22 protein-coding genes and 1 pseudogene are annotated in these 24,983 nt (G+C 65.0%); 11 read left to right on the top strand and 12 right to left on the bottom strand.

The features are described 5' to 3' along the window. Positions 1 to 33 precede the first annotated feature (33 nt). Positions 34 to 1,137, bottom strand: a complete 1,104-nt coding sequence (locus J3S28_RS18930; RefSeq protein WP_207842287.1) for an NAD(P)-dependent alcohol dehydrogenase — start codon at positions 1,135 to 1,137, stop codon at positions 34 to 36. 59 nt (positions 1,138 to 1,196) lie between these two features. Here J3S28_RS18930 and J3S28_RS18925 point away from each other — a divergent pair, with 59 nt between their 5' ends. From J3S28_RS18925 to J3S28_RS18905, 5 genes are all read left to right on the top strand, one after another. Further along, a complete protein-coding gene (locus J3S28_RS18925; RefSeq protein WP_207842286.1) occupies positions 1,197 to 2,657 on the top strand; it encodes an aldehyde dehydrogenase family protein in 1,461 nt (486 codons plus the stop codon). 61 nt (positions 2,658 to 2,718) lie between these two features. Next, entirely contained in the window at positions 2,719 to 4,908 is a 2,190-nt protein-coding gene (locus J3S28_RS18920; RefSeq protein ID WP_207842285.1) for a cytochrome P450/oxidoreductase, read from the top strand. Positions 4,909 to 4,999: 91 nt separating this feature from the next. Continuing rightward, entirely contained in the window at positions 5,000 to 6,343 is a 1,344-nt protein-coding gene (locus tag J3S28_RS18915; protein WP_207842284.1) for an aromatic ring-hydroxylating oxygenase subunit alpha, read from the top strand. Continuing rightward, on the top strand, positions 6,340 to 6,861 hold the full coding sequence (locus tag J3S28_RS18910; RefSeq protein ID WP_207842283.1) for an aromatic-ring-hydroxylating dioxygenase subunit beta: 522 nt from the start codon (positions 6,340 to 6,342) through the stop codon (positions 6,859 to 6,861). The genes J3S28_RS18915 and J3S28_RS18910 overlap by 4 nt, the downstream gene beginning before the upstream one ends. Beyond that, positions 6,836 to 7,735, top strand: coding sequence for a ribokinase (locus J3S28_RS18905; RefSeq protein WP_207842282.1), 900 nt, complete (start codon positions 6,836 to 6,838; stop codon positions 7,733 to 7,735). The genes J3S28_RS18910 and J3S28_RS18905 overlap by 26 nt, the downstream gene beginning before the upstream one ends. Positions 7,736 to 7,803: 68 nt before the next feature. Here J3S28_RS18905 and J3S28_RS18900 read toward each other — a convergent pair whose 3' ends face one another. After that, complete coding sequence (locus J3S28_RS18900) at positions 7,804 to 8,892, bottom strand: acetamidase/formamidase family protein (protein ID WP_207842281.1); 1,089 nt, start codon at positions 8,890 to 8,892, stop codon at positions 7,804 to 7,806. A gap of 247 nt (positions 8,893 to 9,139) precedes the next feature. On the opposite strand from J3S28_RS18900, the gene J3S28_RS18895 reads away from it, so the two are divergent. The 3 genes from J3S28_RS18895 to J3S28_RS18885 are packed head-to-tail and all read left to right on the top strand — an operon-like array spanning position 9,140 to position 12,041. Then, positions 9,140 to 10,036, top strand: coding sequence for a VOC family protein (locus J3S28_RS18895; RefSeq protein ID WP_207842280.1), 897 nt, complete (start codon positions 9,140 to 9,142; stop codon positions 10,034 to 10,036). Then, positions 9,993 to 11,294: a zinc-binding metallopeptidase family protein gene (locus J3S28_RS18890; protein ID WP_207842279.1), complete on the top strand. Its 1,302-nt coding sequence runs from the start codon at positions 9,993 to 9,995 to the stop codon at positions 11,292 to 11,294. Before J3S28_RS18895 ends, J3S28_RS18890 begins: the two co-directional genes overlap by 44 nt. Further along, positions 11,295 to 12,041: an IclR family transcriptional regulator gene (locus tag J3S28_RS18885; RefSeq protein WP_207842278.1), complete on the top strand. Its 747-nt coding sequence runs from the start codon at positions 11,295 to 11,297 to the stop codon at positions 12,039 to 12,041. 93 nt (positions 12,042 to 12,134) lie between these two features. Here J3S28_RS18885 and J3S28_RS18880 read toward each other — a convergent pair whose 3' ends face one another. From J3S28_RS18880 to J3S28_RS18860, 6 genes and pseudogenes are all read right to left on the bottom strand, one after another. Then, positions 12,135 to 13,301 (bottom strand): amidohydrolase family protein, encoded by a 1,167-nt coding sequence (locus tag J3S28_RS18880; protein WP_207842277.1) that lies wholly within the window; start codon positions 13,299 to 13,301, stop codon positions 12,135 to 12,137. Between the two features lie 102 nt (positions 13,302 to 13,403). Then, entirely contained in the window at positions 13,404 to 13,778 is a 375-nt protein-coding gene (locus tag J3S28_RS18875; RefSeq protein ID WP_207842276.1) for a cupin domain-containing protein, read from the bottom strand. Further along, a complete protein-coding gene (locus tag J3S28_RS18870; protein ID WP_207842275.1) occupies positions 13,775 to 14,611 on the bottom strand; it encodes an HpcH/HpaI aldolase family protein in 837 nt (278 codons plus the stop codon). The genes J3S28_RS18875 and J3S28_RS18870 overlap by 4 nt, the downstream gene beginning before the upstream one ends. Position 14,612: 1 nt before the next feature. Beyond that, on the bottom strand, positions 14,613 to 15,665 hold the full coding sequence (locus J3S28_RS18865; protein WP_372436037.1) for an NAD(P)/FAD-dependent oxidoreductase: 1,053 nt from the start codon (positions 15,663 to 15,665) through the stop codon (positions 14,613 to 14,615). A 63-nt stretch (positions 15,666 to 15,728) separates the two neighbouring features. Continuing rightward, positions 15,729 to 16,040, bottom strand: a pseudogene (gene fdxA, locus J3S28_RS28410) (ferredoxin); the annotation flags it as partial. A gap of 1 nt (position 16,041) precedes the next feature. Then, complete coding sequence (locus tag J3S28_RS18860) at positions 16,042 to 16,890, bottom strand: fumarylacetoacetate hydrolase family protein (protein WP_207842274.1); 849 nt, start codon at positions 16,888 to 16,890, stop codon at positions 16,042 to 16,044. Between the two features lie 114 nt (positions 16,891 to 17,004). Here J3S28_RS18860 and J3S28_RS18855 point away from each other — a divergent pair, with 114 nt between their 5' ends. Then, positions 17,005 to 18,045, top strand: a complete 1,041-nt coding sequence (locus J3S28_RS18855) for an IclR family transcriptional regulator (protein WP_207842273.1) — start codon at positions 17,005 to 17,007, stop codon at positions 18,043 to 18,045. 9 nt (positions 18,046 to 18,054) lie between these two features. Continuing rightward, positions 18,055 to 18,354: a Dabb family protein gene (locus J3S28_RS18850; RefSeq protein ID WP_207842272.1), complete on the top strand. Its 300-nt coding sequence runs from the start codon at positions 18,055 to 18,057 to the stop codon at positions 18,352 to 18,354. A gap of 67 nt (positions 18,355 to 18,421) precedes the next feature. Here the strand turns inward: J3S28_RS18850 and J3S28_RS18845 are convergent, their stop codons facing one another. The 3 genes from J3S28_RS18845 to J3S28_RS18835 form a co-directional block, all read right to left on the bottom strand. Further along, complete coding sequence (locus J3S28_RS18845) at positions 18,422 to 18,778, bottom strand: hypothetical protein (protein ID WP_207842271.1); 357 nt, start codon at positions 18,776 to 18,778, stop codon at positions 18,422 to 18,424. A gap of 227 nt (positions 18,779 to 19,005) precedes the next feature. Continuing rightward, positions 19,006 to 20,631, bottom strand: coding sequence for a chaperonin GroEL (gene groL / locus J3S28_RS18840; RefSeq protein ID WP_084835243.1), 1,626 nt, complete (start codon positions 20,629 to 20,631; stop codon positions 19,006 to 19,008). Between the two features lie 212 nt (positions 20,632 to 20,843). Then, positions 20,844 to 22,793 carry an acyl-CoA thioesterase/bile acid-CoA:amino acid N-acyltransferase family protein gene (locus J3S28_RS18835; protein ID WP_207842270.1) on the bottom strand — a complete coding sequence of 650 codons (1,950 nt, stop codon included), beginning with the start codon at positions 22,791 to 22,793 and terminating at the stop codon, positions 20,844 to 20,846. A gap of 167 nt (positions 22,794 to 22,960) precedes the next feature. Between J3S28_RS18835 and J3S28_RS18830 the strand changes: the two genes are divergently transcribed. Continuing rightward, positions 22,961 to 24,235: an MFS transporter gene (locus tag J3S28_RS18830; RefSeq protein WP_207842269.1), complete on the top strand. Its 1,275-nt coding sequence runs from the start codon at positions 22,961 to 22,963 to the stop codon at positions 24,233 to 24,235. Here the strand turns inward: J3S28_RS18830 and J3S28_RS18825 are convergent. After that, on the bottom strand, positions 24,198 to 24,980 hold the full coding sequence (locus J3S28_RS18825) for a DNA-formamidopyrimidine glycosylase family protein (protein WP_207842268.1): 783 nt from the start codon (positions 24,978 to 24,980) through the stop codon (positions 24,198 to 24,200). The two genes, J3S28_RS18830 and J3S28_RS18825, sit on opposite strands and share 38 nt — an antisense overlap. Positions 24,981 to 24,983 lie beyond the last annotated feature (3 nt).

Genomic DNA, 24,983 nt, shown 5'->3' with positions numbered 1-24,983 from the left:
ATTAATATTGCTGAAACGCGGGCGGACGGTTTTTCACGAATCCATCACGAGAACGGCCTTGCCCACCGCGCCCGCACGGACTGCATCTACGGCCGCATTGATCTCGCTGAAGGGGAATTCGGTCAACAATGTGTCGACCGGAAAGCGCCCTGCGCGATGAAGATCGAGCAATTGCGGCAAGAACGTCGCAGGAACGGAGTTGCCCGCCGTGATGCCCGTGATCGTCCGTCCGGCCAGTACCGACCGCCACTCGAGGATCATTTCCGGACTCGGCCCCACGCCGACCACACCACATCGGCCCAGCGGCGCGAGCGCGTCGACCGCGTTTCGCAACACATCGGTGCGCCCGGTCGCGTCGATGCTGTAATCCAGTCCCCCGGGCACGATCTCGCGGATCTTGTCCTGCAGGTCCGCGCTGTCACTACGCACAGTATGTGTGGCGCCGAAACCCAGGGCCTGTTCCAATCGAGCATCCATGATGTCGACGGCGATGACGGTGCCGCACTCCACGCTCGCCGCAGCCATGACGGCGGCGGCTCCAACCCCTCCGACGCCGAAGACCGCGATCGACGACCCGGGCTCCGGACGCAGGACGTTCAGTACAGCCCCCGCGCCGGTTTGAAATCCACATCCGAAGGGACCCACCAGGTGGAGGTCGGTGTCGTCGGGCACCCGGACGACACTGCTGCGCCGGACGACTGCATGGGTCGCGAACGACGACTGACCGAGGAAGTGTCCATACACGGGTCGACCGCCCTGGGAGAGAGCGGTGCTGCCGTCTGGCCTCGTCCCGATGAAGTTGTACTCCCAGAAGTGCTCACAGTAAGCAGGCGCGGAGCCCCCGCAGGTCCGACACCGCCCACAGTGAGCAAAGGACATGGCGACTTTGTCGCCGATCTCCAGGTCGTCGACGCCGTCGCCGAGGGCTTCCACGATCCCGGCACCCTCGTGCCCGAGGACGACCGGCAGATTCATCATCGACGCGAACTCGAGGTCCGTGCCGCAGATGCCCGAACTCATGATCCGAACCAGGATCTCACCTGGGCGCGGGCCTTCGATCTGGACTTCTTCCAGGTCAAACGCCCCTCCGGGACTGCGGACCACGGCTGCGGTGACGGTGTAAACATCTCGTTTCATCGTCTTACAATAAGATATGTCGTCTTGACTTGCGCGACGAAATCCTCGAACATTCAAATATGCACATTGACTTGCCCGAGCGCTCGCAGTTCGTCGACGGCCGTTGGTGCCCCACCGGCGACGAGGGCATCGTCGTCACCGATCCTTCGACCGAAAACACATTCTTCACCGTCGCGCGCGGTTCGGCAGCGGACGTGGACTCGGCTGTGAGGGCGGCTCGCAAGGCGGCCGCAGGTTGGGCGGCCACGTCGGCCTCTGAACGTGGGCAAAGTCTCGGTCGCTGGGCTCGCTTGATCGAGGACAACACCGATGCCCTCGCCGCCTTGGAGGCCCGAGACGTCGGAAAGCCGCTGTGGGGCGGATCGATGAACATCGCGATCGCGACGTCGATCGTCCAGTACTTCGCCGGCGCCGCCGACAAACTGACCGGTGTCACACTGCCGACCCGGTCACCCGATTTCCACGGCTACACCCTGCTCGAACCGTTGGGCGTCTGCGCGGTCATCACACCGTGGAACGTGCCCGCGGTACTCACCGCAGCCAACGTCGCGCCTGCCCTTGCCGCGGGCAACACCGTCGTACTCAAACCATCGGAAGAGGCCCCACGAGTGGTGCTGGCACTTGCTGCCCTCGCCACCGAGGCCGGCCTGCCGGACGGTGTGTTCAACGTGGTGACCGGACTGGCCGAGACGGGTGCGGCGCTGACGGCGCACCCCGGGATCGATCACATCTCGTTCGTCGGTTCGACCGCAACGGGCCGCGCAGTGATGCGTGCAGCAGCCGAAACCCTGGTACCCGTGAAACTCGAATTGGGTGGCAAATCACCCAACATCGTGTTCGCCGATGCCGATCTCGACGAGGCCATTCCCGAAATCGTGCGCTCGATCACCGAGAATGCCGGACAGAACTGTTACGCCGGTTCCAGGTTGATCGTGGCATCCTCCATCGCCGATGCCGTACGTGAGCGGGTCGTCGCGTCGATGCGCGCGGTGAAAATCGGCTCGTGGGACACCAACCCGGACATGGGCCCACTCGTCAACCGCGCCCAGTACGACAAGGTGAGAGGATTCCTGGACGGCGCAGCCGGTGAGGGCGGCCGGATCCTGACCGGCGGGGGACGGCCCACATCGGTGGGTGACGCCGGTTTCTTCGTCGAACCCACCGTCGTGGACAACGTCGACGCCTCATCGCGGATCATCCGAGAAGAGGTCTTCGGACCGGTGCTCGCGATCCAGACGTTCTCGACCGACGCGGCGGCTCTCGAGATCGCCAACTCCACGGACTTCGGTCTGCTGGCCTGCATTTGGACCTCCGATGTATCGCGGGCTCTTCACATGGCCGCGTCCGTTCGTGCCGGTCAGGTCTCGATCAATCAGTTCGCTGACTCCGGCGTCATCGGCTTCCCGTTCAACATGCAGAAGGACAGCGGATTCAGCCGAGGCGGAGGCTACCTCGCAATGCGTGAGTACAGTCACGAGAAGGGAGTGGCCGCCAAACTGCGTTCCACCGTCCACCCCTGAACACCCCCGGTGCCGCGTGGCCGGATAACACCATGCGATCGGTTCGTTCGAAAGTCCTGTGATGACAACTTCGCCCAGCCCGTTCTTCGATCACCACTCCCCGCAATGCAATGCAGACCCTGTCGCGTACTACGCGCAACACCGGTCGGCATGTCCCGTCGCGTGGACAGACGCGCACGAGGGCTTCTGGTACACGACCCGATGGGATGATGTCGTCCGCGTTGCCCGCGACGACAACGCGTTCTCGTCCGAACGACAGCGACCTGACGATGGGGTGTCGTTCGTGATCCCCCGCGGAGGGGGTCTCCCGCAATACCCGATCGAACTGGATCCCCCGGCGTCAGTGGCGTACCGCGAACTGATCAACCCGTTCCTGACCGCGGACGCCGTGGAGAAGCTACGGCCCATGATCGCCGAGCTCACGACCGCGATCATCGACGAATTCATCGAGTCGGGCTCCTGCGACCTCGTCGCCGACCTGACCAATCCCCTGCCGACCGCCGTCACCCTGCGCTGGCTCGGCTTCCCGGACGAGGACGGACCGCTGCTCGCGGGGCCCGTGCACGACATCTTCGCGGCGCCGGTCGGCAGCGAGCGGGCTCAGCGCGGTGTCGACGGGCTCGGGTACCTCGAACAACGGGTCCGGCAGCTGCTCGTCGACCGGCGTCAGCAACCCCGCGACGATGTACTCTCCGAGCTCGTCAATGCTTGGCATCCGAGTGGCCGCCACTTCACCGACGACGAATTGGTCTCCGTCACCTATCTTCTCGTGGCCGGTGGCGTCGACACCACCACATCGCTGACCGGTTCGGTGCTGGTCTGGCTCGCACAGAACCCTCAGCAGCGGCAACGACTGATCGATGAGCCCGCCCTGTTGTCCGGTGCCACCGAAGAGTTCCTGAGGGTGTTCGCCCCATCGCAGTCCATGGCCCGCACCGCGAAGACCGATACCGTGGTCGGTGGGTGCCCGGTTTCCGGTGGGCAGCGCGTACTGATCCCCTGGGTCGCAGCCAATCATGACCCCGACGTGTTCGACGACCCCGAGATCGTCGACCTCGATCGCGATGCGCGGCGGCACCTTTCGTTCGGGATCGGCAGCCACCGATGCGCGGGCGCCCATCTCGCGCGCGCGATGTTCACGGAGATGATCACCGCTGTGCTCACCCGCCTACCCGCGTACGAGGTGCTGCAATCCGGCCTGGTCCCCTACCCGACCCTTGGCAATCAGGCCGGCTGGGATTCGGTTCCGGCGGTGTTCACACCGGGTCCGCGCGCAGCGGATAGGCGTCGACCGACTGCACCGCGGACCACCCTTCGCCTCAAGGTGGGGGCCACCAGGAAAGTCGCCGACCGCATCCTCGAGATCACCCTGCATTCCGAGGACGGCTCCCCGCTGCCTACATGGGCCCCGGGGGCTCACCTACCGGTCACCCTGCCGTCCGGCCTGGTCCGCCAATACTCGTTGTGCGGCAGCGTGTCATCGTCCGACAGCTACCGGATTGCCGTGCTGTTGGAACCGGCGGGCCGCGGCGGCTCGACCGAGATGCATGCGACGGCCGATTCGGGGGTCACCTTGGATGCCGCACCACCCCGGAACCACTTCGCACTCCAGGATGCAGACGACTACACGTTCGTCGCTGGCGGTATCGGGGTGACGCCCATCCTCCCGATGGTCACCGAAGCGCTCCGCCGCGGCGCGCGAGTCCGCATGCTGTACCTGACGCGGGCACCCGACAGCGCGGCGTACCTCGACGAACTCGCCGACCTGCTCGGTGACCGATTGAGCGTGGTGCACACCGCAACCGGCGGTCGACCTGATCTCGCCGAACTCGTCCGTGCCCTACCTCCGGGCGGTTTGCTCTATTGCTGCGGTCCGGCCGGCCTCATCGACGACCTGTCGGCTGCGGCCGACGCCGCCGACCTCGCTTCCCGGGTGCACACCGAACGATTCGCCGCATCAGGCCGTGGTGCCGAGCCCGACGACACGGCCTTCACGGTTCGGCTGGCCCGCACCGGAGCAGACATCGATGTCGCACCTGGACAAACTCTGTTCGACGCGATCTCCGGGGTGGTGCCCGGAATTCCCAGCGACTGCTCTGAGGGCTATTGCGGTGCCTGCGAAACCCGGGTTCTCGCGGGCAAACCGATCCACCGCGACACCGTCCTGACCCCCGATGAACGCGCAGCGAACACAGCGATGATGGTGTGCGTCGGTCGCGCCGCCCCCACCGGACTCGTCCTCGACCTGTGAAAGATCACCAGCCACAGCCCGGCCCGATCAAACAGCTGATGAGAGCTCACACCTCGCATCCGCACTTCTGGAATGAAATGAGCGTGACACCATGACCACAACACTTCCCAACCACGCCGAGACCGACCGTCTCACCGTGGGCAACTCGCTCATCGCCCAAGACTGGGACGACCTGACGTTCAAGGTCCACCGCAGCGCCTACCGCGAGAACGCGGTGTTCAATCGCGAGCGTAACGAGATCTGGGGCCGTACGTGGCTCTACCTCGGACACGAGACCGAGATCCCCGTCAACGGCGACTTCAAGACCCGTACCATCGGTGGGCGCCCGCTGATCTTCGTCCGCGACTCCAAAGGAGAGGTGCGCGCGTACCTCAACGCCTGCCCGCACCGCGGCACCATCCTCTGCCGCGAGACCGAGGGCCGCACCAGAACGTTCCAATGTTTCTATCACGCATGGGCTTTCCGGAACTCTGGTGAACTCGCGGCCCTACCCGACAGCGATGCCTATCCGACCGACAGCGCCTTCGTCGATTCGGTGTCCCTCCGTGAGGTCGCCCGTCTCGACATCCACGAAGGCTTCGTCTTCATCGCCTTCCACGACGGAGTGCCCCCACTCCTCGACCACCTGGGCAAGGCAGCGGACTACATCTCGATGACAGCGTCCATCGGCAAGGACGGGATGACCACGCTGCCGGGAATCCAGAAGTACAGTGTTCGCGGCAACTGGAAGCTGGCGGTCGAAAATGCCATGGACGGTTACCATTTCGCGCCAACCCACAACACTTTTGTCGGGTATCTCCGCGAGACCGGATTCGCCGTCACCGATCACGATCAGTACGCCCACGACCTCGGGGAAGGCCATGGCCTGTTGGTCCTGACCGGACACAACGGCCGCATCGGCATGGTGTGGGAGCCTCGGTTCGGTGAGAGCGAGAAGGATCGCATCGAGGTCAAGCGCGCCGAGATGACCGAACGACTCGGCGCCGACCGGGCGGCGACGATTGCGGACGCGTCACGGATCCTCTTCGTCTTCCCGAACCTTCTGCTCTTCGACCTCGAAGCACTGACCATCCGGCAGCTCGAACCCGTCGAGCCCGGGGTCACCGATGTACGCGCCTGGCAGCTCGTCGAGAACGGGGAGCCGGACGATGTGCGGGCCCTACGACTCAAGACGATGGCGAGCTTCGTCGGCCCCGGCGGCCTGGCCACTCCCGATGACATCGAGGCCTATGAAGCGGTCCAGCGCGGTATCGTCGCGACCGCAGGTTTCGATGCCGAACAGTTCGACTGGAGCGACATGTCCCGCGGCATGGCCGACGACATCGCCGGACCGCGTGGACGGTCCACGGACGAAGGTGCCATGCGCAGTTTCTGGCGGCACTGGAGCAAGCGCGTCGGCGAGGTCGCCGGCGTGAACGGAAAGGTCGGAGAATGACTACTGCAATCCAGATGGACACCACCACCGGCAGCGACCGAGCCGTGGAACGCTCGGAAGTAGAGGAGTTCTTCTACGACGAGGCTGCGCTGCTCGACGACTGGGATCTCGATCAGTGGCTCACGCTGTTCGTCCCTGGCGCCACGATGAATGTGCCCACCACCGACGCCGGCGGACTGGGACCAGAGTCTGCAGGCTACTTCGTCGCAGACGACTGGGATCTGTTGAAGGCGCGCGTCAAACGCCTCAAGAGTCGCAAGGCCCACGCCGAGAACCCGCATTCGCGCACCACCCGTATCGTCGGCAATGTGCGGATCCTGGGGCGTGAGGGCAACGTGCTCCGTGCAGGCGCCAATTTCATCATCCATCGCTACCGCGATGGTGGTTCGTTCCACTACGTCGGTCGCTACACCCACGAGCTGCTCGTCACCGACGACGGGCTGAAGTTGACCCTGCGGCGTGCAATTCTCACCAACGAAGCGATGGAACCCGGTGCGAGACTCAGCTTCATCCTCTGATCAGCGCAGCGGGGCGGTGGTGGTCTTCGGATCGATCAACGCAGACACGTCGGTGTTCGTCGAAGCCCTGCCGGCCCCGGGCGAGACCGTCCACGCCAGGCGAACACTTCGCAACAGCGGTGGCAAAGGCGCCAATCAGGCCTGTGCAGCGGCCTTTTCGGGCGCGGAGACCTTCATGATAGGCAACGTCGGAGACGACACCGACGGTGCGCGTTCACGTGCGGCACTGCGTGAGCAGGGGGTCGACGACACCGGAGTCCTCGTCGTGGGCGCGCCCACCGGGATGGCGCTCATCACGGTCGATCTGCACGAGGCGGAGAACACGATTGTGGTCGCAGCCGGAGCCAACGCATTGATGACCGAAGAACGGGCTGGAGCCGTGGCAGGAGCCGCCGTCGTCGTCCTGCAGCTCGAGGTCCCGATGAACGCCGTCCTCGCCGCCGCGCGGGCGTCGACCGGGCGCGCGATCCTGAACGCAGCCCCAGCCGCCGAGTTGCCCATCGCCCTACTCGAGGCGGTCGACGTGCTCGTGGTCAACGAAACCGAACTGGATGTGGTCTCGCGGCCATTTGTCTCCGGCGGAACCACGGCAGAGAAGGCACGCGCCATCACGGGCCCGCCGATCGTGGTGGTCACGCTCGGTGCCGCCGGCGCATTGATCGTCCAGGGCGATTCCGAGGTGGCCGTTCCTGCGCCCCGGGTCGAACCGGTCGACACCACCGGTGCGGGCGACTGCTTCGTCGGAGCCCTGGCGGCCCATCTCGTCGACGGTATCGACATCGAAGAGTCGGTGCGACGGGCCGTGACCGCCGCGTCGAGGACGACGCTGTTCGACGGTGCTCGTGGGTATCTGACAGAGAGCACCGCCGATTGACCAGCACACACGAGCGCGGCGGGTCACCTCCGGGAGGTGACCCGCCGCGCCTTGTTGTGCTTGCCGGCCTAGACCCAGGCCGGGAAGTCCGCCTTGCGGATCAGGCAGTGCACACCCTTGACGTCATCGACGACCTGACTGACGACGAAGTCGCCTGCTGCGCTGAGGTAGAGGTAGGCGATGGACTCGGGGACGAAGGCCACCTCACTGAGAATCCTGATCGCCTCTCGGACACAAGATTTCATCGCCTCGTTGAGATCTCGGTCCAGGCCCATTGCGATCCAGTGGGTATCGCTCTCTCCGAAAGGGCCTTCGATCGTGCCGGTGGAGGGGAACGATTGCGCTGCAGAGAGAACGGTCAACCGAACTGTGGTGCGCAGCGACGCTTCGAGTGCGGTCAACGACACCTCGCCGTTGCCCTGCGCGAAGTGCGGATCGCCCATGTAGTAGCCGGCCCCTTCGACCTGGACGGGCAGATACATGGTGGACCCCTGTCCGAGATCGCGGACGTCGAGGTTTCCACCGTGAGCGCCCGGCGGAATCGTGTTCAGTGCGACGTCGGTGTTCGCCGTGAGTCCACTCAGTCCCATGAAAGGGCTGAGTGGGAACGTGATTCGACGATTCTCTCCCCACGCCATCGTCGCGGTGTGTTTGTCGACATCCGCCGTGCAGAACTGGCTGATGATGCGCACCGCCTCGCCTGTGACGTCGTCCACCGGACGCTCGCCGGCGAGACACCCGAGACCGTGCCGGCTGGACACGACACCATAGGGCACGCGTGGCGTGAGATCGAGGTACTCGATCTTGAGGATGTCGCCGGGTTTCGCGCCGTCGACCCTGATCGGACCGGTCACCACATGCGGCCCATCCGGCCCTCGCGTGTGCACCACGTCGGATGCCGCGAGTTCCACCAGATCCTCGAGTACGTCACCCGCAGCCACTCCGTGAGATGCAAAGTACGTCAACGGATCCCGACCCTGGTCCTCCATCAGCCCCTCGTGCGAGATCGTGTCCACCGTCACGGTCTCGCCCGAGGCGATGGTCAGGATCGGGTCGCGATCCGGGGTCGGAAGCCTCCCCCACGTCAGCGACTTCACGCTCGCCGCCACATAGTGGTCGCCGAGGCGTTCTCCGGAGTTCGGTTGAAGGATGGGCATCAAGATGGCCTTTCGCGATGGGCAAGAAGAGAGTTCAGCGCACGCAGGCGCGGCATGGGGTGGTGCGATTCGGCGAACGTCAGCGGTCGATCCGATGACATCACGATACATGCATCCATGCCGCATTGTGTGATGATGTCCCATAATGCTTGACGGTATCTGGCTCGGCTCCTAGGCTTTCGACATACCGTCGACGCCCGGACACCGTGCGGTGTTCGCGAACTCCACACCACGAAAGGCAAGATCCGTGTCAGATCTGAAAACCAACCGCCGACGCGGTCCCGCAGGGGTCGCGTTCGTACGTCTGGCAGTGCCCGACATGGCTGCCACCATCGAATTCCTGGAGTACCACGTCGGTATGGCGCTCGAAGGGCACGACGATTCGCACGCGTATCTTCGCGTCGGTATCGAGCACCACAGCGTGGAACTGATCTCCGACCCCTCGCTCACCCAGTTCCGGTACGACGGCGTCGGGTTCAATGTCGCCACTGCGGACGACCTTGCCGATCTGCGCGATCGCGTATCGGAAGGCGGCCTCGAGATCCTGCCGCTGACGGACGGCACCAAGAGCCTGTGCCAGGCGGGTTTCGCGGTTCGCGACCCCAACGGGACCCTGGTGGAGCTGTTCACCGAGTTCATCGAGTACGCCGAGGCACCGTGGCCGGACCTGCGTCCCGAACGGCTGGTCCATCCGTTCATCATCACGGATCACTACGAGGAATCCCTCGACTTCTACATCAACCTACTCGGATTCCAGGCCTCCGACTATGTCGAAGATTTCACCGCGTTCTTGAGGTGTGAGGATCGCTACCACCACAGCATCGCCATCCGGCGCAGCGACCGTTTCTCGCTCGAGCATCTCTGCTTCATCATGGGCGACCTCGACGGTGTCATGCGCCGGCGTGCCCGCGCACAGTACAAGGACGTCAAAATCCTGGGCGATGTGGTGAACCACTCCGCGTCGACCTCCATCGCCTTCTACCTCTATGACGAAAAGCACGGTCCCCGTTACGAACTCTGTGACGGCCACCGGATCTTCACCGAGGAAGAACACGAGACACATCGCGCCCGTCGGTTGAAGCGGGATCCCAGGAACATCGATGTCTGGCGCGCGGAAGCCGATGACCGTACCTGGGCTCACTGATTCCACCGGGATCGAGGACATCGTCGGCGCGATCGCGATACTGACCGCACAGCCGACACCGCGGGGAAGCGAACGCGCCACCGCGAAAGCTCTGGCATCCTGGGCGGGTCAACGCTGGCCCGCCCTGGAGTTCGGTGTGGACGAGATCGGCCCGGCGGGCGCCAACCTCGTCTGCTCCACCGGAGAGCCCTCGGGCGATGACCTGCTGTTCTACTCGCACCTCGACACCTCGCTCACCGGCCTGGGGGTTCGCGACCGATCGGTCACCGGCCGTTCGCAGGACACCCGAATCGGGCACACCCTGCGAAACGACACGATCTCTGCGTCCGGGCTGGCGGTGGCGCGTGGGCCGGCCGCCGCCGCTCTCGTCGGGTTCGCCTACGCCGCAACGACTTCAGGCCCTTCGACGTCGCCACGATTGCGACTGGTGTTGGCGGGCGGCGGGACCCACGAGAACACGCTCAGAGAATCCGATTCTGTCGACGTTCTCTACAGCGGAATCGAGTCGCATCTGGAGCACTACCCGCTACCGGCAGCCGCGCTGATCGCCAAGGCCGGACCCCGTGGAGTGCTGTGGGACGAGCCGGGTGCCGGATACCTCAGGATCCGCGTCAGTGGTCGACGCGGTGCGGTACTGGCGCGTGACGTCGCTGACCCACCCGGCGGGCTTCCCGCGCACGTCGGGACGATGTGCGCGGGAATCGAAGCCTGGCGGGACCGGTTGAGAACACTTCCGCCCCGCGCGGGAGGGCAGGCCGGCCGGGAAGCGGGGATCGGAGCGATACGAACGGGGTCGACCCGCAAGCCCGATCTTCTCCCGGCGTTCGTCGACCTGTACGTGTACCTGGTTCTACTGCCCGGGGAGCGCCTCATCGACTTCGCCGACGACCTGCGCGCCCAGTTACGAGCAGCCTTCGCGGGAGGACCGTTGTCGGCGTGCACGGTCGACGTCGACGCCGCGACATCACAGGACGCGGGTACCACCTCGCCACTGGCGTCGTTCGTCCGATCGGCGACGGAGGTCTGGGAACGCCATCACGGCGGCCCGGCCCCCGAATTGTCCGGCTGGACCGGATCCACCGACGGCGCGCTGCTCCGTGCTGCCGCCGTCCACACAATCCGCACAGGTCCGGCTAATGTGACGGTCAACGACGAGCCGGAATGGGATTCGCTGAGCCTCACGGAGTTGCTCCGCTTCGCTCGGATCTACGCCGAGATCGGCGCCGGCTGGACTGCAGGAAAGAAAAGGGGAATATAAATGGTCGAACCGTCGGGGGACCAGGGCGCGCCCGCAATTCAGGCCGTCCAACGTGCTGCGATCATCATGTCCGCGTTCACCCCGGCCCGGCCGAGGTTGTCGCTCAACGAGATCACGGTCGCGCTCGGTACCAGCAAGGCCACCGCGCATCGTTACACGAAAGCGCTACGCGCGGCCAACCTGTTGCGCTACGACCCCAGTGAGACCGTCTACTCGCTGGGGCCCCAGGTACTCACGCTCGCCGCAGCCGCGCGAGCGGGACTCCCGGTCATCAAACTCGCAGAACCGTTCATGGAGCAGTTGCTGCGTGAGGTGCAGGAAACGGTCGTGCTGAGCGTCTGGGACGGCGAGAGCCCGATTGTTGTCGCATCCAACGACAACACCAACCATGTTGCGCGCGTTGCAGTTCGGATCGGGGCACGACTGTCGCCGACCGCGTCGGCGCAGGGCCGGGTGTTCTGCACCTATCTGCCCGAAGAAGAGGTGCCCATGCTGCGACGCGAAATACAGTCCGACCCCGAGTTCGCCGAGGAACTGGACAGGATCCGTGAGTGCGGGGTGTCGCTCAAATCGCCGGTCGTCAACGGCCTCCGGACGCTGGCGGCACCGGTGTTCCAGGCTGATCGGGTGGTCGCCGCACTCGCGATCGTCGCCACATCGAACGCCACCGAGGAACAGGTGGAGGTCCACATCGATGCCCTGCGCCGAGTAGCCGAGCGACTGTCGGCGACACTCGGCAACGGCTGAGCTCTTGGAGAACTCTTCGGCCCGGGTACCGACGCATTATCTGCGCTGGTAACCGGGCCGAGCTGTTGCACAGGCACCCGGTCCGCCGTCAGCTCAACAACACGCCCCGTGATCGCCTGAAGCCTCCACCGACGCCCCGTTCAGACCGCGCCATGGGGTGGTCTCGATCTCCTCGCCGTAGTTGATCGTGACCACCGGCTCCAGCCTCTTGACGGGTAGGCGGTCGTCACTGGCGTCGGGCAGGATATCCGGGTCGGTCAGCTGGTCGAACACGGTGATCGACGCGAGGCCGCCTTCTTCGAGCAGTCCGAAGCCGTCGACATCGATACCCAGGATCTCAGCCGGACGACTGGTGGCGGCACTGAGTACCTTCGGGAGCGGCATGCCCAGGGCGAGCAATTTCGACATCACGGTCGGCAGGTCGTACGCCGGTTCGCGCCAGTTGCGCAAGCTCAGATCCGAGCCGACCGTGTCCGGGTAGAAGCCTGATTCGAGGGCCGCTCGCGCCACCGCGTAGGCCAATTGCGTAGTGCCGTGACCCACGTCGAACAGGACCCCACGGCTGCGCGCGTCGTGCGCAGCCGGATGAATGGCCCCCTCCTGCAACAGACCTTCCGACTTCCCATGAAATGCATGGGTGAGGATGTCGCCGGGTCGGAGTTCGGACAGGACGGCCTCGAGCGGGCATGCGGTCTCACCGAAGTGGACCATGATCGGCTTGCCGATGGCCGCGCCCACCTCGAGAGCCGCTTTGAGGTACTCGAGTGGTTTGTCGCCGGCCTGACTCCGCGAGAGCCTGACCTTGACACCCTTGATGATGTCCGGGTGCTTCAGTGCCGTGGTGACGGTCTTGTCTTTCATCACTGCTGCAGGCGAAGCGAATTCGCTGACCTCCATGTTGGAGAGTCCGACCGAGGAGATGTTGATGAACCCGAGGATCCGGCACGGTGATTCTTCGACGATGTAGCGACGAAAACCGTCGAAGTTGCTGACCCCGAAACTGCCTGCGTCCACGACCGCGGTCACGCCGCGCCGCAGATGTGCTTCCACCGCGGGCACCGCCTTCTCGAAGACGCCGTCGTAGACGTGCGTGTGCATATCGACCAGGCCCGGGGTCACGATCTTTCCGCTGCAGTCGATGACCTGGGCTGCTTCGCCGCTGATCCGTTCCGAGATCTTGGCGACCTTGCTACCGATCGTCGCGATGTCCGCGGTCCGGAACTCCCCAGCCCGCGGGTCGAACACTCGACCCCCGGTCAAGAGAATGTCAAACCTCTCGGGCTTGTTCTCTCCCGACATCATGTCCTCCAATAGTTCAGTGGTGCCCAATGTGACGCGTCGTGCAGGTGCATGTGCCGGGGATCAGTGATCGCCCGAGTGAAAACCGATCCCTGCGTAGTCTTTTCGCGGAGGTGTGAAGACATCGAGGTTGATGCAGAACTCCGAGAGCGGTTCGATGTGGTGTAGCTGCTTCGCCGGGACCAACAGCATCGATCCGGCGCGCATCCGGTGTGCGGTCCCACCGACGTAGTAGTCCGCCTCACCTTCGAGGACCAGTGCCAGTTGGTCGAAGTCGTCGTGCGAGTGCGGCCGCAGATCCATGCCCCGCGACAGGTGATGCCAGCACAGCATCACCTCGGCGGTCGAGTAGATCTTGCGCCGGACGCCCGGCCGGATGACGTCCTCATCGATGTCGTCCCAATTGACGGACAGTGCGAGTGCTTCGGGTGTGTTCATGTCACTTCCTGGCTGGATTCGCCGAGTTCGGGGATCGGCGAGCTCGGATGTCGATCGATGGTGCGGCTACGGGTCAAGGCACGCAATCCTTTTCCGAGTATCTGTAGATCGGACCCGATGGCGATGTACCGTTCTCCGCGGTCGATACACGCCCCGAGCGCAGCGGGGTCGGAGATCCAGGAACCGGTTGGTACCGCCGCCTTCAGCGCCGCGTCACCGAGCCGCAGGCGTTCGCGCAGATACGCCTCGTGGTCGGTGGCACCGCCGAGCCCCAGCGCCACCGACATGTCCGTGGGCCCGTGGAATGCGACGTCCACGTCGACGATGATGTCATCGAGGGGATCGAGGAGGTGAGGCGATTCGATCTGGACCACCAGCAGCGGCGGTTGCTTCGCCTCGTCGTCCAGGTAGTCCGCGATCGGTGTCCCCCCGTGGTCGGCTCCGGGATGGGCGAGACTGATACTCCTGGTACCGCCCGGGGCATAACGCGTCGCGTCGATGAGGTCGTCGACCTGTTTGCGGGAGTTGACGTTCGAGAGCTGAATGCCCGCCGCACCTGCCTCCAGAGCGCGATTGACGACACCCGGATCAAGGGCCGGCATCCGCACCATCGCCGGAAGTCGCAGCGCCAAAGCATATCTCAACAATCTGCTGACTCCGCTACCACCGAGCTGCGAGTGCTCGCCGTCGATCACAACGAAGTCGAAACCCGCGCTCCTGGCGATGTCCAGCACGCTGAAGTCGTCGATCTTGACCATGGTGCCGAGTGCAGGATCCGCGCCGGCAAGCCGCGAACGAAGGCGGGCCCGAACCTCGGCCACGTCGGACGTCATGTCACTTGACCAGGTCGGACGAGTGGCCCGGGGAGAAGGTCCAGGTGGAGTTCACCAGTGGGGCGATATGGTTGATGGCAGTGGCGGCCTCTGCGAATCCCACTGCGATGATTCGGATCTTGCCTTCGAAGTCCGCGATGTCGCCGACGGCGAACACGCGCTGCACGTTTGTCCGCATGGACCTGTCGACCATGATCCTGCGCTGCTGCAGCTCGAGTCCCCAGTTCTGCAATGGCCCCAGATCCGCGATGAACCCCAGGGCGGCCACCACTTCGGTCGCAGCGAGCTCGTGCACCGACCCGTCGATGGTGTTCACCACCGTCACCGAGCCGATGTGGTGGTCGCCGCCGACGGAGCCGACCTCGTACGGAGTCAGGACCTTCACGGTGGAACCGCGGAGGGCCAGGATGCTCTGCTCATGGGCCCGGAACTGGTCTCGGCGATGCACGAGGGTGACCGACGCCGCGATGTCCTCGAGCGAGAGGGCCCAGTCCACCGCCGAGTCTCCCCCGCCGACCACGACGACATCGCGGCCGGCCAGTTCGGACAGGCGCGGGACGAAGTACCGCAGTCCGTTGCCGAGAAACCGCGATGCGGGCTCGAGCACCCGGGGCTCGAAGTTGCCGATACCACCGGCGATGACGAGGCCCTTGGCACTGACGATCGTCCCACGGTCGGTGGCGATCTCGACTCCGGTGTCGGAGGTTTCGAGCTTCTCCGCCCGCTCGCCGAGCAGCCAGAGCGGGTGCGCCTTCTGTGCCTGCGCGACGAGACCGTCGACGAGCGCCTGCCCCTTGATGGCAGGGAAGCCGGCGATGTCGAAGAGTTCCTTCTCCGGATACAGCGCCGAGCACTGACCACCGGGTTCCGGGAGCGAGTCGATGATCGCAACCGACATGCCTCGAAAGCCCGCGTAGTAGGCGGCGTAGAGACCGACCGGGCCTGCCCCGATCACCACGACATCGACTTCGTGCCGGTCCCCGGCCGCGGGGTCCGCACGAGGTGGGAAAGCGGGGCCGGTGGTCTCGGGTTCGACCGGATCGGGTTGTGCCACTGCGGGTGCGATCGCCGGTGCGGGCGCCGACGTGACCGGCGTAGGTGGGGCGGCGGCGGTGATGGGCAGCGCGGCGACCGTCGGATGATCGGTGGCGAGCGGGCCGAGCAGGCGAGCACCTCCCGGCGCCGGCATCCCGAGGTCGACGAAGACGGCTTCGTTGATGTCGCGGTAGTCGGCACGGTCATCCGGCAGATCTTCTTCGTGGAAGATCGAGATGGTCGGGCACACAGGCTCACAGCGTCCGCATTCCACGCATTCCTCCGGATTGATGTACATCATCCGGGGGCCCTCGTAGATGCAGTCGACGGGACATTCCTCGACACAGGACTTGTCCTGGATGTCCACACACGACTCGGTGATCACATACGCCACGTCATTTCGCTTTCACAAGTTCTTGCAATGTCAGTGCCCTCGAGCGAGAGCGGACCGTATTGATCAACGGACGCAGTCCGGCAACAGATATCGAGATGACGTCGTCGGCCGCCAGAAACCGTCCGCTGTCGACCCCGCGGCCCTCTGGACCGCCGGTCAGCACGACATCTCCCGGCACCAGTCGGACGAACCTGGACAGCAGCGAGATGAGTTCGGGGATCGAATAGATCAGGTGCGCCGTCGACGAGTCCTGTCGCGGTTCACCGTTCACCCAACTCCGGACAGTGATGGCGTCCCTGTCGGCGACGTCCGAGAGCGGCAGAAGACTCGGCCCGATGGCCGCGGTGTCCGGAAATGATTTGGCCAGCGCCGGATTGCCGGTTGCCTTCATCACGTCGCGGGCTGTCGAGTCGTTGGCGGCTGTGATGCCCGCAATATGAGACCACGCCTCAGCTTCCGAAACGTCGAAAGCTGCCTGGCCGATCACCACAGCCACCTCGCCCTCGTAGTCGAACTCGGCGGCCATCGCGCCGGGCGCCCAGATGTCGGCGTGAGGGTCGGCCAGACTCGATGGGGCTTTCATGAAGAACGTCGGCAACCCTCCACGCCGGGTCGGCGTCGCACCTTCGCGCGCATAGTTGGACCCAACTCCCCAGGTCGTGGCCCCGCGTCCCAGTGGGGCGATGATGGTCGCGTCACCATAAGCGATCTCACCACGCACGGGGTACGTACTCAGATCCTCGAGCGCCAGTCCTTTGCGTAGCGGTTCCGCGAGGTCCACGAACTCAGTCGACAACAGCTGTATGCAGTCTCCATCCACCCTGCCGAGACCCTCTGCTGTAGCGATCATTTCCATAACGGCATATTGTATTGTGAGACGGCATAGTGTCAAGCGATACGGCTGCCGTTGCAATACAGCCTTGTATCGCTCGTGTTTCGACCACAAATCTGGACACGCGCGTGCGTGGCAGAACCACCGCATGAACAAACCCGAACCACCGCGCAGCGACGTAGATCCCACCGAGAACGTCGAAGAAACGGCTCGAACTATCAGGAGGTCTTCGTCATCGGCACCAATCCGCAGGACAGCGCTGCGCCGGACATCGTCGCCAACAACGCAATCCAGGCCGTCGAGCGGGCGTCCAGGATCTTGCGAGCCTTCACCGTGGTGCGGCCCCGGTTGAGTTTGTCCGAGCTGACGAGTGAACTCGGCACCGGCAAGCAAACCGCCCACCGATACACCAAAGCCCTACGCGCTGTGGGCTATCTCCGGTACGACCCGGTGGACGCGCTGTACTCGCTAGGGCCGGAGATGATGTCACTCTCCGCCGCAGCGCAGGCCGGATTGTCGATCTTCACCGCCGCGGGCCCGTTCATGGAACGACTGGTCACGGAATTGAACGAGACAGCGGTCCTGAGTATCTGGGACAGCTCCGACTCCGTGGTCGTCATCCGGGTCGACGACAACACCACCAAGGCCATCCGAGTGAGCGTGAACGAGGGGTCGCGGCTGCCGTTGACCGACAGCGCTCAGGGACGACTCTTCTGCGCATTCGCGGACCCCGACGAGCATCCACTGCTGGCCGGCCGCATTCGAGGCGACCGCGCGATGAGAACCGAACTCAAGGACATCAGGGCGAATCGTCTCGCGTTCAATTCGCCTCGCGAGCACGGGATCAGGACGATCGCAGCCCCGGTTTTCCAGGGAACACACGTGATCGCAGCGTTGGCGGTCGTCGGTACGACCGACTGCGTCCCACCCTCGACCGACTCGGACGTGGCGAAAGCTCTGTCCCGGGCGGCTTCCGCGCTCGGAGAGCAACTCGGAGCGGAACTCCACCGCTCGCCTGAGCAGGCGAGCGCCACAGCACCCACGCGAGCGCCCAGGAAGCCGAGGGCAAAGTCGAAACAACCAGCGCCCACCCGCACCATCGAAGCGATCCCCCAGCCCCTGTCGAGCGAGCACTCACCACAGCGTCAGACAGGACCGGCGGTCACCAAGTAGGAGCAGACATTGATCAAGCACGTCGTCGCTTTCATGTTCAGGCCCGAGGTCAGCGACCCCGACCGGGAACGCATCATCGCCGAACTCAACACCTTCCCCGGGCAATACCCGGCAATGCGGAACTGGACGCTCTCCCCCAACAGCAGCACTCGTGACACCACGATGTCCCATGCCTTCATCGTCGAATTCGACAACCGCGCCGACCTCGACGCCTACCTCACCGGGACGCCGCACGAGACCTTCGTCCGTGAGGTGTGGAGGCCTGTCATCGAGACCCAGACCATCGTGACCCTCGAAACAGACGCCTGACGCCCGAAATGGGTTGTTCTGGCGGAGTCCACCTGGGTGTTTGTTCGCCAGAAGGGCACATCATCGGTCATCCCACGCTGCTCGCGAGGTACAACCCGGCGATCACCAATCCGATCTGGATGGCGATCCCCACGAGCGGCACCCAGAACGCCAGGTGCCGCCGGACCAGCAGGACTATCGAGACGATGATCGCCAGAGCCAGAGTCAGCAGCCCACCGCCATCGGTGATCAGAAATGCGGCGTCCAGCGGTGCGGTATCGCACTCGCCGGAGCACGAGTCGGTAGCCATCCCGAAAAAGAGACTGATGTAGACGCTGACCATGAACGCAAGGCCTTGGACGACGAGCAGTACCACCGTCATGACGATGTCGACGGTTTGGTTGGTCGTGCGCGGTGGTCGCGCGGGCTGCTGGGTGAAGGTCATGCGGAGGAGATTACGACCGCACCGATTCCGGCAGCAGCGTGAAACTACTCAGTTCGCACGGGTGAAACACCCTGTCCGCACAAACCCAGTTGTTGCAGGGAGAACCAGGTGTTGCTGCACCTGGTTCTGCCTGCAACGGCTGGTTTTGTGAGGGTCGGAACAGCACTGAGCCCGGCCACCGAAAGGTGACCGGGCTCAGTTGAAAAGGTGGAGCCAGGAAGCGTGGACTAGAAGCCCATGCCGCCCATCTCGTCGCCACCCGGCATGGCCGGTGCAGCGTTCTTCTCGGGCTTGTCGGCGACAACGGCCTCGGTGGTGAGGAACAGAGCCGCGATCGAGGCTGCGTTCTGCAGCGCCGAGCGGGTGACCTTCACCGGGTCGTTGATGCCACGGGCCAGCAGGTCCTCGTACACACCGGTTGCGGCGTTGAGGCCGGTTCCCAGCGGGCTGTTGCGGACCTTGTCGGCGACAACACCAGGCTCGAGGCCGGCGTTGAAGGCGATCTGCTTGGCCGGAGCCTCCAGGGCGACGCGGACGATGTTGGCGCCAGTGGCCTCATCGCCTTCCAGGGTCAGCGAATCGATGGCCGACTCGGACTGCAGCAGGGCCACGCCACCACCGGCGACGATGCCCTCTTCGACAGCAGCCTTGGCGTTACGCACAGCATCTTCGATGCGGTGCTTGCGCTCCTTGAGCTCGACCTCGGTCGCAGCGCCGGCCTTGATGACAGCAACGCCACCGGCCAGCTTGGCCAGACGTTCCTGCAGCTTCTCACGGTCGTAATCGGAGTCGCTGTTCTCGATCTCGGCGCGGATCTGAGCCACACGACCGGCGATGGCGTCGGAATCTCCCGCGCCTTCGACGATGGTGGTCTCGTCCTTGGTGACAACGACCTTGCGGGCGGTGCCGAGCAGCTCGATGCCGGCGCCCTCGAGGGACAGTCCGACCTCTTCGCTGATGACCTCGCCACCGGAGAGGATGGCGATGTCGGCCAGCATGGCCTTGCGACGGTCACCGAAGCCCGGAGCCTTGACGGCGACGGACTTGAAGGTGCCACGGATCTTGTTGACCACCAGGGTCGACAGGGCTTCGCCCTCGACGTCTTCGGCGATGATCAGCAGCGGCTTACCGGCCTGGATGACCTTCTCCAGCAGCGGCAGCAGGTCCTTGACGGTCGACACCTTGCCGGAGACTAGCAGGATGTACGGATCTTCGAGGACAGCTTCCTGGCGGTCTGCGTCGGTGACGAAGTAGCCGGAGATGTAGCCCTTGTCGAAACGCATGCCCTCGGTGAGCTCGAGGCTCAGGCCGAAAGTCTGTGCCTCTTCGACGGTGATGACGCCTTCTTTGCCGACCTTGTCCATGGCCTCGGCGATGAGCTCACCGATGGCCGGGTCGCCTGCGGAGATACCGGCGGTAGCAGCGATCTGCTCCTTGGTGTCGATCTCCTTGGCGGACTTCAGCAGCGACTCGGTGACGGCCTCGACGGCCTTCTCGATGCCGCGCTTGAGGCCCAGCGGGTTCGCGCCGGCTGCGACGTTGCGCAGACCTTCACGAACGAGAGCCTGAGCGAGAACGGTGGCGGTGGTGGTGCCGTCGCCCGCGACGTCGTCGGTCTTCTTGGCGACCTCTTTGACCAGCTCGGCGCCGATCTTCTCGTAGGGATCCTCGAGCTCGATCTCCTTGGCGATGGAGACGCCGTCGTTCGTGATGGTGGGGGCGCCCCACTTCTTTTCGAGCACGACGTTGCGACCCTTGGGTCCCAACGTCACCTTTACGGTGTCGGCGAGGGCGTTGAGGCCCCGCTCGAGGCCGCGACGGGCCTCTTCGTCAAATGCGATGATCTTGGCCATTACGAAGTGATCCTCCGATAGGGGGTGACACTGAAGTTCGTTGGTCGGTTCCGGTGCCCGCGACGGACGATCGGTCGTGTCATTAGGACCGATCTCACCGTTCCGACCTGGCACTCACGGTTGTCGAGTGCCAGCCACCGTTTTAGCACTCACAGGTGCCGAGTGCAAGGTGGCGACGACGCCGAAGGCAGTGCCCGACCATGAACGCCTGATCAGACGGGAACCCGCACGGCGAAGCGCAGGACGGCCGCTGTCGCCGCCCGCTGGGCACGCCCCTGTCCCGAGGCAGTGCCGCCGAATGCGATCCCGCCGGTCCACTGGGCCGTCGCGGGCAGGGTGGCGAGCCGGATGAGGTGTCCGGCGTTCTCGAGCTCGAGGAGTTCGTCCGCCGGATCGGAACGTGCTGCGAGCAGTTCGGTCGCCATCCGCGACGACGGCCAGAGTCGATCGTCGGATCCGGCGATGCAGAGGATGGGGACGTCGATGAGTTCGGATGGGAGCCGGGCGGCCCCGGAACCGGCCGCGTCGAGTCCCGCGGTGTACGCCGCGTGCAGTCGCAGCAGGCTGGGCGTGCGGTGCGCGATGTCGCGGTGCACTCGCCAGGCGTTTCTGATCAGCTGCGGCATCAGTGACCCGGTCGGCAGCGGCGTCCAGCTCAGCGGCTCCCCGCCGAAGGTCCACGACGCGGCGTCGGGGAGTTCACCGTCGGGCCCGATTGCCTGCCACGAGACCGAACTCGGACTCACGAGTACGAGGCCACCGATCGGGAGCCTCGAAACGGTGGCCGCCGCGGTGAGGCCTTCGGCACCACGAGAGATCCCCATCGCGGTGAGTCGCCCCGCGTCGACCCCGGGAGTCCGGGCCAGCGCGTCGATGGCGGCGCCGAACCGCTCGAGAGGGATGTCGACCAGCTTCGCCTCAGGGTTGTCGGGCGATTCCTCATCGACCCAGGAGTAGGCCAACGCCGCGACTCCATTCGACGCCAGGGTCGCGATGGTGACGCGCTGGGAGTCCACGCCGCCCTCGGAACCACCGAAGCACGCGACGGCCGGCCACCCGACCTCCGGAGGGTCGCCTGCGGGTAGCGCCAGCAGCGCGGGCCGCCCGGCGATGTCGACTTCGGAGATCGCCACTCCCGGTGCCCACGGCGATCGCAGCACGGTTCGCCGGACCAGCCCGTCGGCGGAGGTGGCCTCGAGCACCACCTGCCACGGACCGACCGGTGGCACGAACAGTTCGGGAACCCGGTCACCCGTCGAATCCGGACTCATCGCCCACAACGGTGCGTCCGGGTCCGCGTCGGTCCAGTCGCCGCGGTCGGGTGCCTGCACACCGACATCGACGACGCCGTCGGCCGACGCGGTGAAGTCCGCGCGACTCGACCAGTGCGTACCGAAGAGGTCGACACCACCTGCGGTCACCGTGACCGCCGCACCCGCATCGGCACCGGTGATCTGCAAGCCGAATCCCTCGTCGTGCCGAGATTCCGCCGGGGCTGTGATCGTGAGCGTGCTGGTCGCGACGTCGGGTTGCGGCGCGGGCTGCGCTGCGGCCACCGGGACGTCGACGGCCTCTCGGGCGGAGACCTCCTTCGACCTGGCGTCGAACCAGTTGGGGAAGACCGACGAGACCAACCCGGCCAGGCCCAGCAACGTGAACGGTGCGACCCAGTAACAGACGATCGACAACGCGTCGCCGTCGTCCTTGATCGTGGCGTCCCCGTCGACGATCGGCGGGATCATCGACAACACGGTCATCGCGCCGAAGGCTGCCACCCACATCCAGGTCATCGCGGTCGTGATGTAGGTGAACCCGCCGCTCGCCGCTGTCTGCTCGTCCACCGATCCTTCCGCGTACTCGCGCACGAACGGCCTGCCGACGAGAACCCCGACCAGTGCGATCAGGAACAACCCCAGGTTGCTCAGCGGTTGCAGCCAGCGCTCGAGAACGTTCTCGTCGAGCGTCAGTGCCGCGATGGTCAGCACCGCGAAGACCGCGACCGTACCGACCTCGAGAGTGCGGAACGGTGCACCCCGCAGGCGCCCGAACACCTGCCCAGCGATGGTCAGCCCGAACGACACCAGGACCGCGGTGATGAAGCCGGCGTTGCCGACCAGGACCCAGAACACGATCCACGGCGCAAATCCGATCACAAATCCCATGGGTGGCTCCCGCTCGACTGAGTCATCGGTGCAGCGTGAGCAGCACCTGAAGATCCCCAGATTAAGACAGAACCGGCCCATGAGCGGGTCCAAATGACGAAGATGTGGATCTCCGCACCCCGGCCGACAAGGAATAGGCGGACCGGTCTTTGCTGTTGGCTAACCAAATGGGAGTCAGGCAGATCGGGCACGTCCCGGCATTCACCGTGATCGCAGCCACCACCATCGCGATGATGTTCGGCGCCGCGGCGCCCTCCCCGCTCTATCCCGTCTATCAAGAGCTGTGGGGCTTTTCGTCCTTCACCCTGACCGTGATCTTCGCCGTGTATGTGATCGCCCTGCTGGGCGGGCTGCTCACCGTCGGTTCGCTCTCCGATCACGTCGGCAGGCGGCCTGTGCTGTTCGGTGGGCTCGCGGTGCTGACGGCGTCCATGGCGATGTTCGCCTTCGCCGACGGCGTACCCATGTTGATCGCCGCCCGGGTGCTGCAAGGGCTGGCGGCAGGTGCCGTCACCGGGACCCTGAGTGCGGCTCTGGTCGACCTGCAACCCACACCGCGTGCGGGGTCGATCGCGAGCTCCGCGTCACCTCCGGGTGGCCTGGCACTGGGCGCTGTCGGTGCCGGGATTCTGGTCCAATACGCGCCGATGCCGCGCGAACTCGTGTTCTTGATCCTGATAGCCGCGTTCGCAATCGTCGCGGTTCTCATCGTCTTCATCCCGGAGACCTCACCTCGTACGGGGTTCATCTCGCGGGCTCACCTGTGGAAGGTGTTGCGGCCGAACGCGAGCCTGCCGCCCGCGGTCCGTGGGGTGTTCTTCGCGTCGACACCGGCGATTCTCGCCACCTGGTCACTCGGCGGCCTGTACCTGTCGCTGGGTTCGTCCATCACGGCCCGGATCCTCGACATCGAGAACCACATGGTGGCCGGCCTGATCATCGGCTCGTTCTTCGGTTCGGGCGCCATCGGATCCATGGCCGCGTCCGGCTGGAGCGCACATCGCAAACTGGCCGTGGGGCTGAGCACCCTGGGATCCGGACTGGTCGTCAGTCTGATCGGCACGATCTCCGCGAATGTTCCGAGCTACATCGTCGGCTCGATGATCGCCGGTTTCGGATTCGGCGCGACGTTCGTCGGGGTGATGGCCACCCTCATCGCCGTCACCGCCCCGGCGTCGCGTGGTCAGGTCTTCTCCACCCTGTTCATCGTGAGCTACACGGGTTTCAGCATTCCGGCCGTCGTCGCCGGATTCGCGGCGATCCACGTCGGTCTTCGTCCCACCGCCATCGGCTACAGCGTCTTCGTGTTGGCCCTCGTGATCCTTGCCGCGGGTGCAGCGATCTGGCGGGCCCGCACCGACCGACCGGCGCCACCTGAGACCGCTGCGGCCGACGCCGATATGGTCACGGCGGCGGCTGACACAGCGGGCACCAGTAGATGACACGATCCATGTCGGTGAGGTTGCCGAGATCCGCCTTCTTGATGGTGGTTCCGCACCGACGGCACGGTCGCGCCGCTCGGCCGTAGACCCAGGTTCGCTCACCGGGCCGGTCGACGTTGGTGACCCGCATCGAACGCGTCCGGTTGTACTCGAGAACCTGCTTGGCCAGCGCCACCCATTCGCTCAGATCGCCGGCATCGGCAACGGGCACGGCAGGATGGGTCCGGCGCAGAAAACACATCTCGACGCGAAAGACGTTGCCGATCCCGGCGAGATTGCGTTGGTCGAGGAGCGCGAGACCGATCGGACGGGCCGGGTCCGCGGCCAGATTGGCGATGGCGGCGTCTGCGTCCCAGTCCGGTCCGAGCAGGTCCGGCCCGAGGTGCCCGACCGCTTTGTCCTCCTCGCTCCGGCGCAGTATCTCCAGTTTGCCGAGCTCGAACCCCACCGCCTGGATGGTGGCCGTCTCGAGGATGATTCGGGCCTTGAAACCTGGGCGACGCCACTTCTCGCCCTTCTTGTAGATGTCCCAGCGACCTTCCATCTTCAGGTGGGAATGCACCGAGACGTCGCCGACACGGATCAGCAGGTGCTTGCCCCGGGCGATCACCTCGTCGACGTGTTCGCCACTCAGATCGACCGTCGCGTACCGCGGGACCCGAACATCACAACGAGTCAATGTCTTTCCGGCAAGGGCGCGGTGCAGTCTGGCAGCCGCCTGGAAAACTGTGTCGCCTTCTGGCATGAC

The sequence above is a fragment of the Williamsia soli genome (assembly GCF_017377795.1).
Lineage (GTDB): Bacteria > Actinomycetota > Actinomycetes > Mycobacteriales > Mycobacteriaceae > Williamsia > Williamsia soli.
Note: the sequence above shows the minus strand (reverse complement) of the source record. Positions and strands in the feature narration are given on the sequence as shown.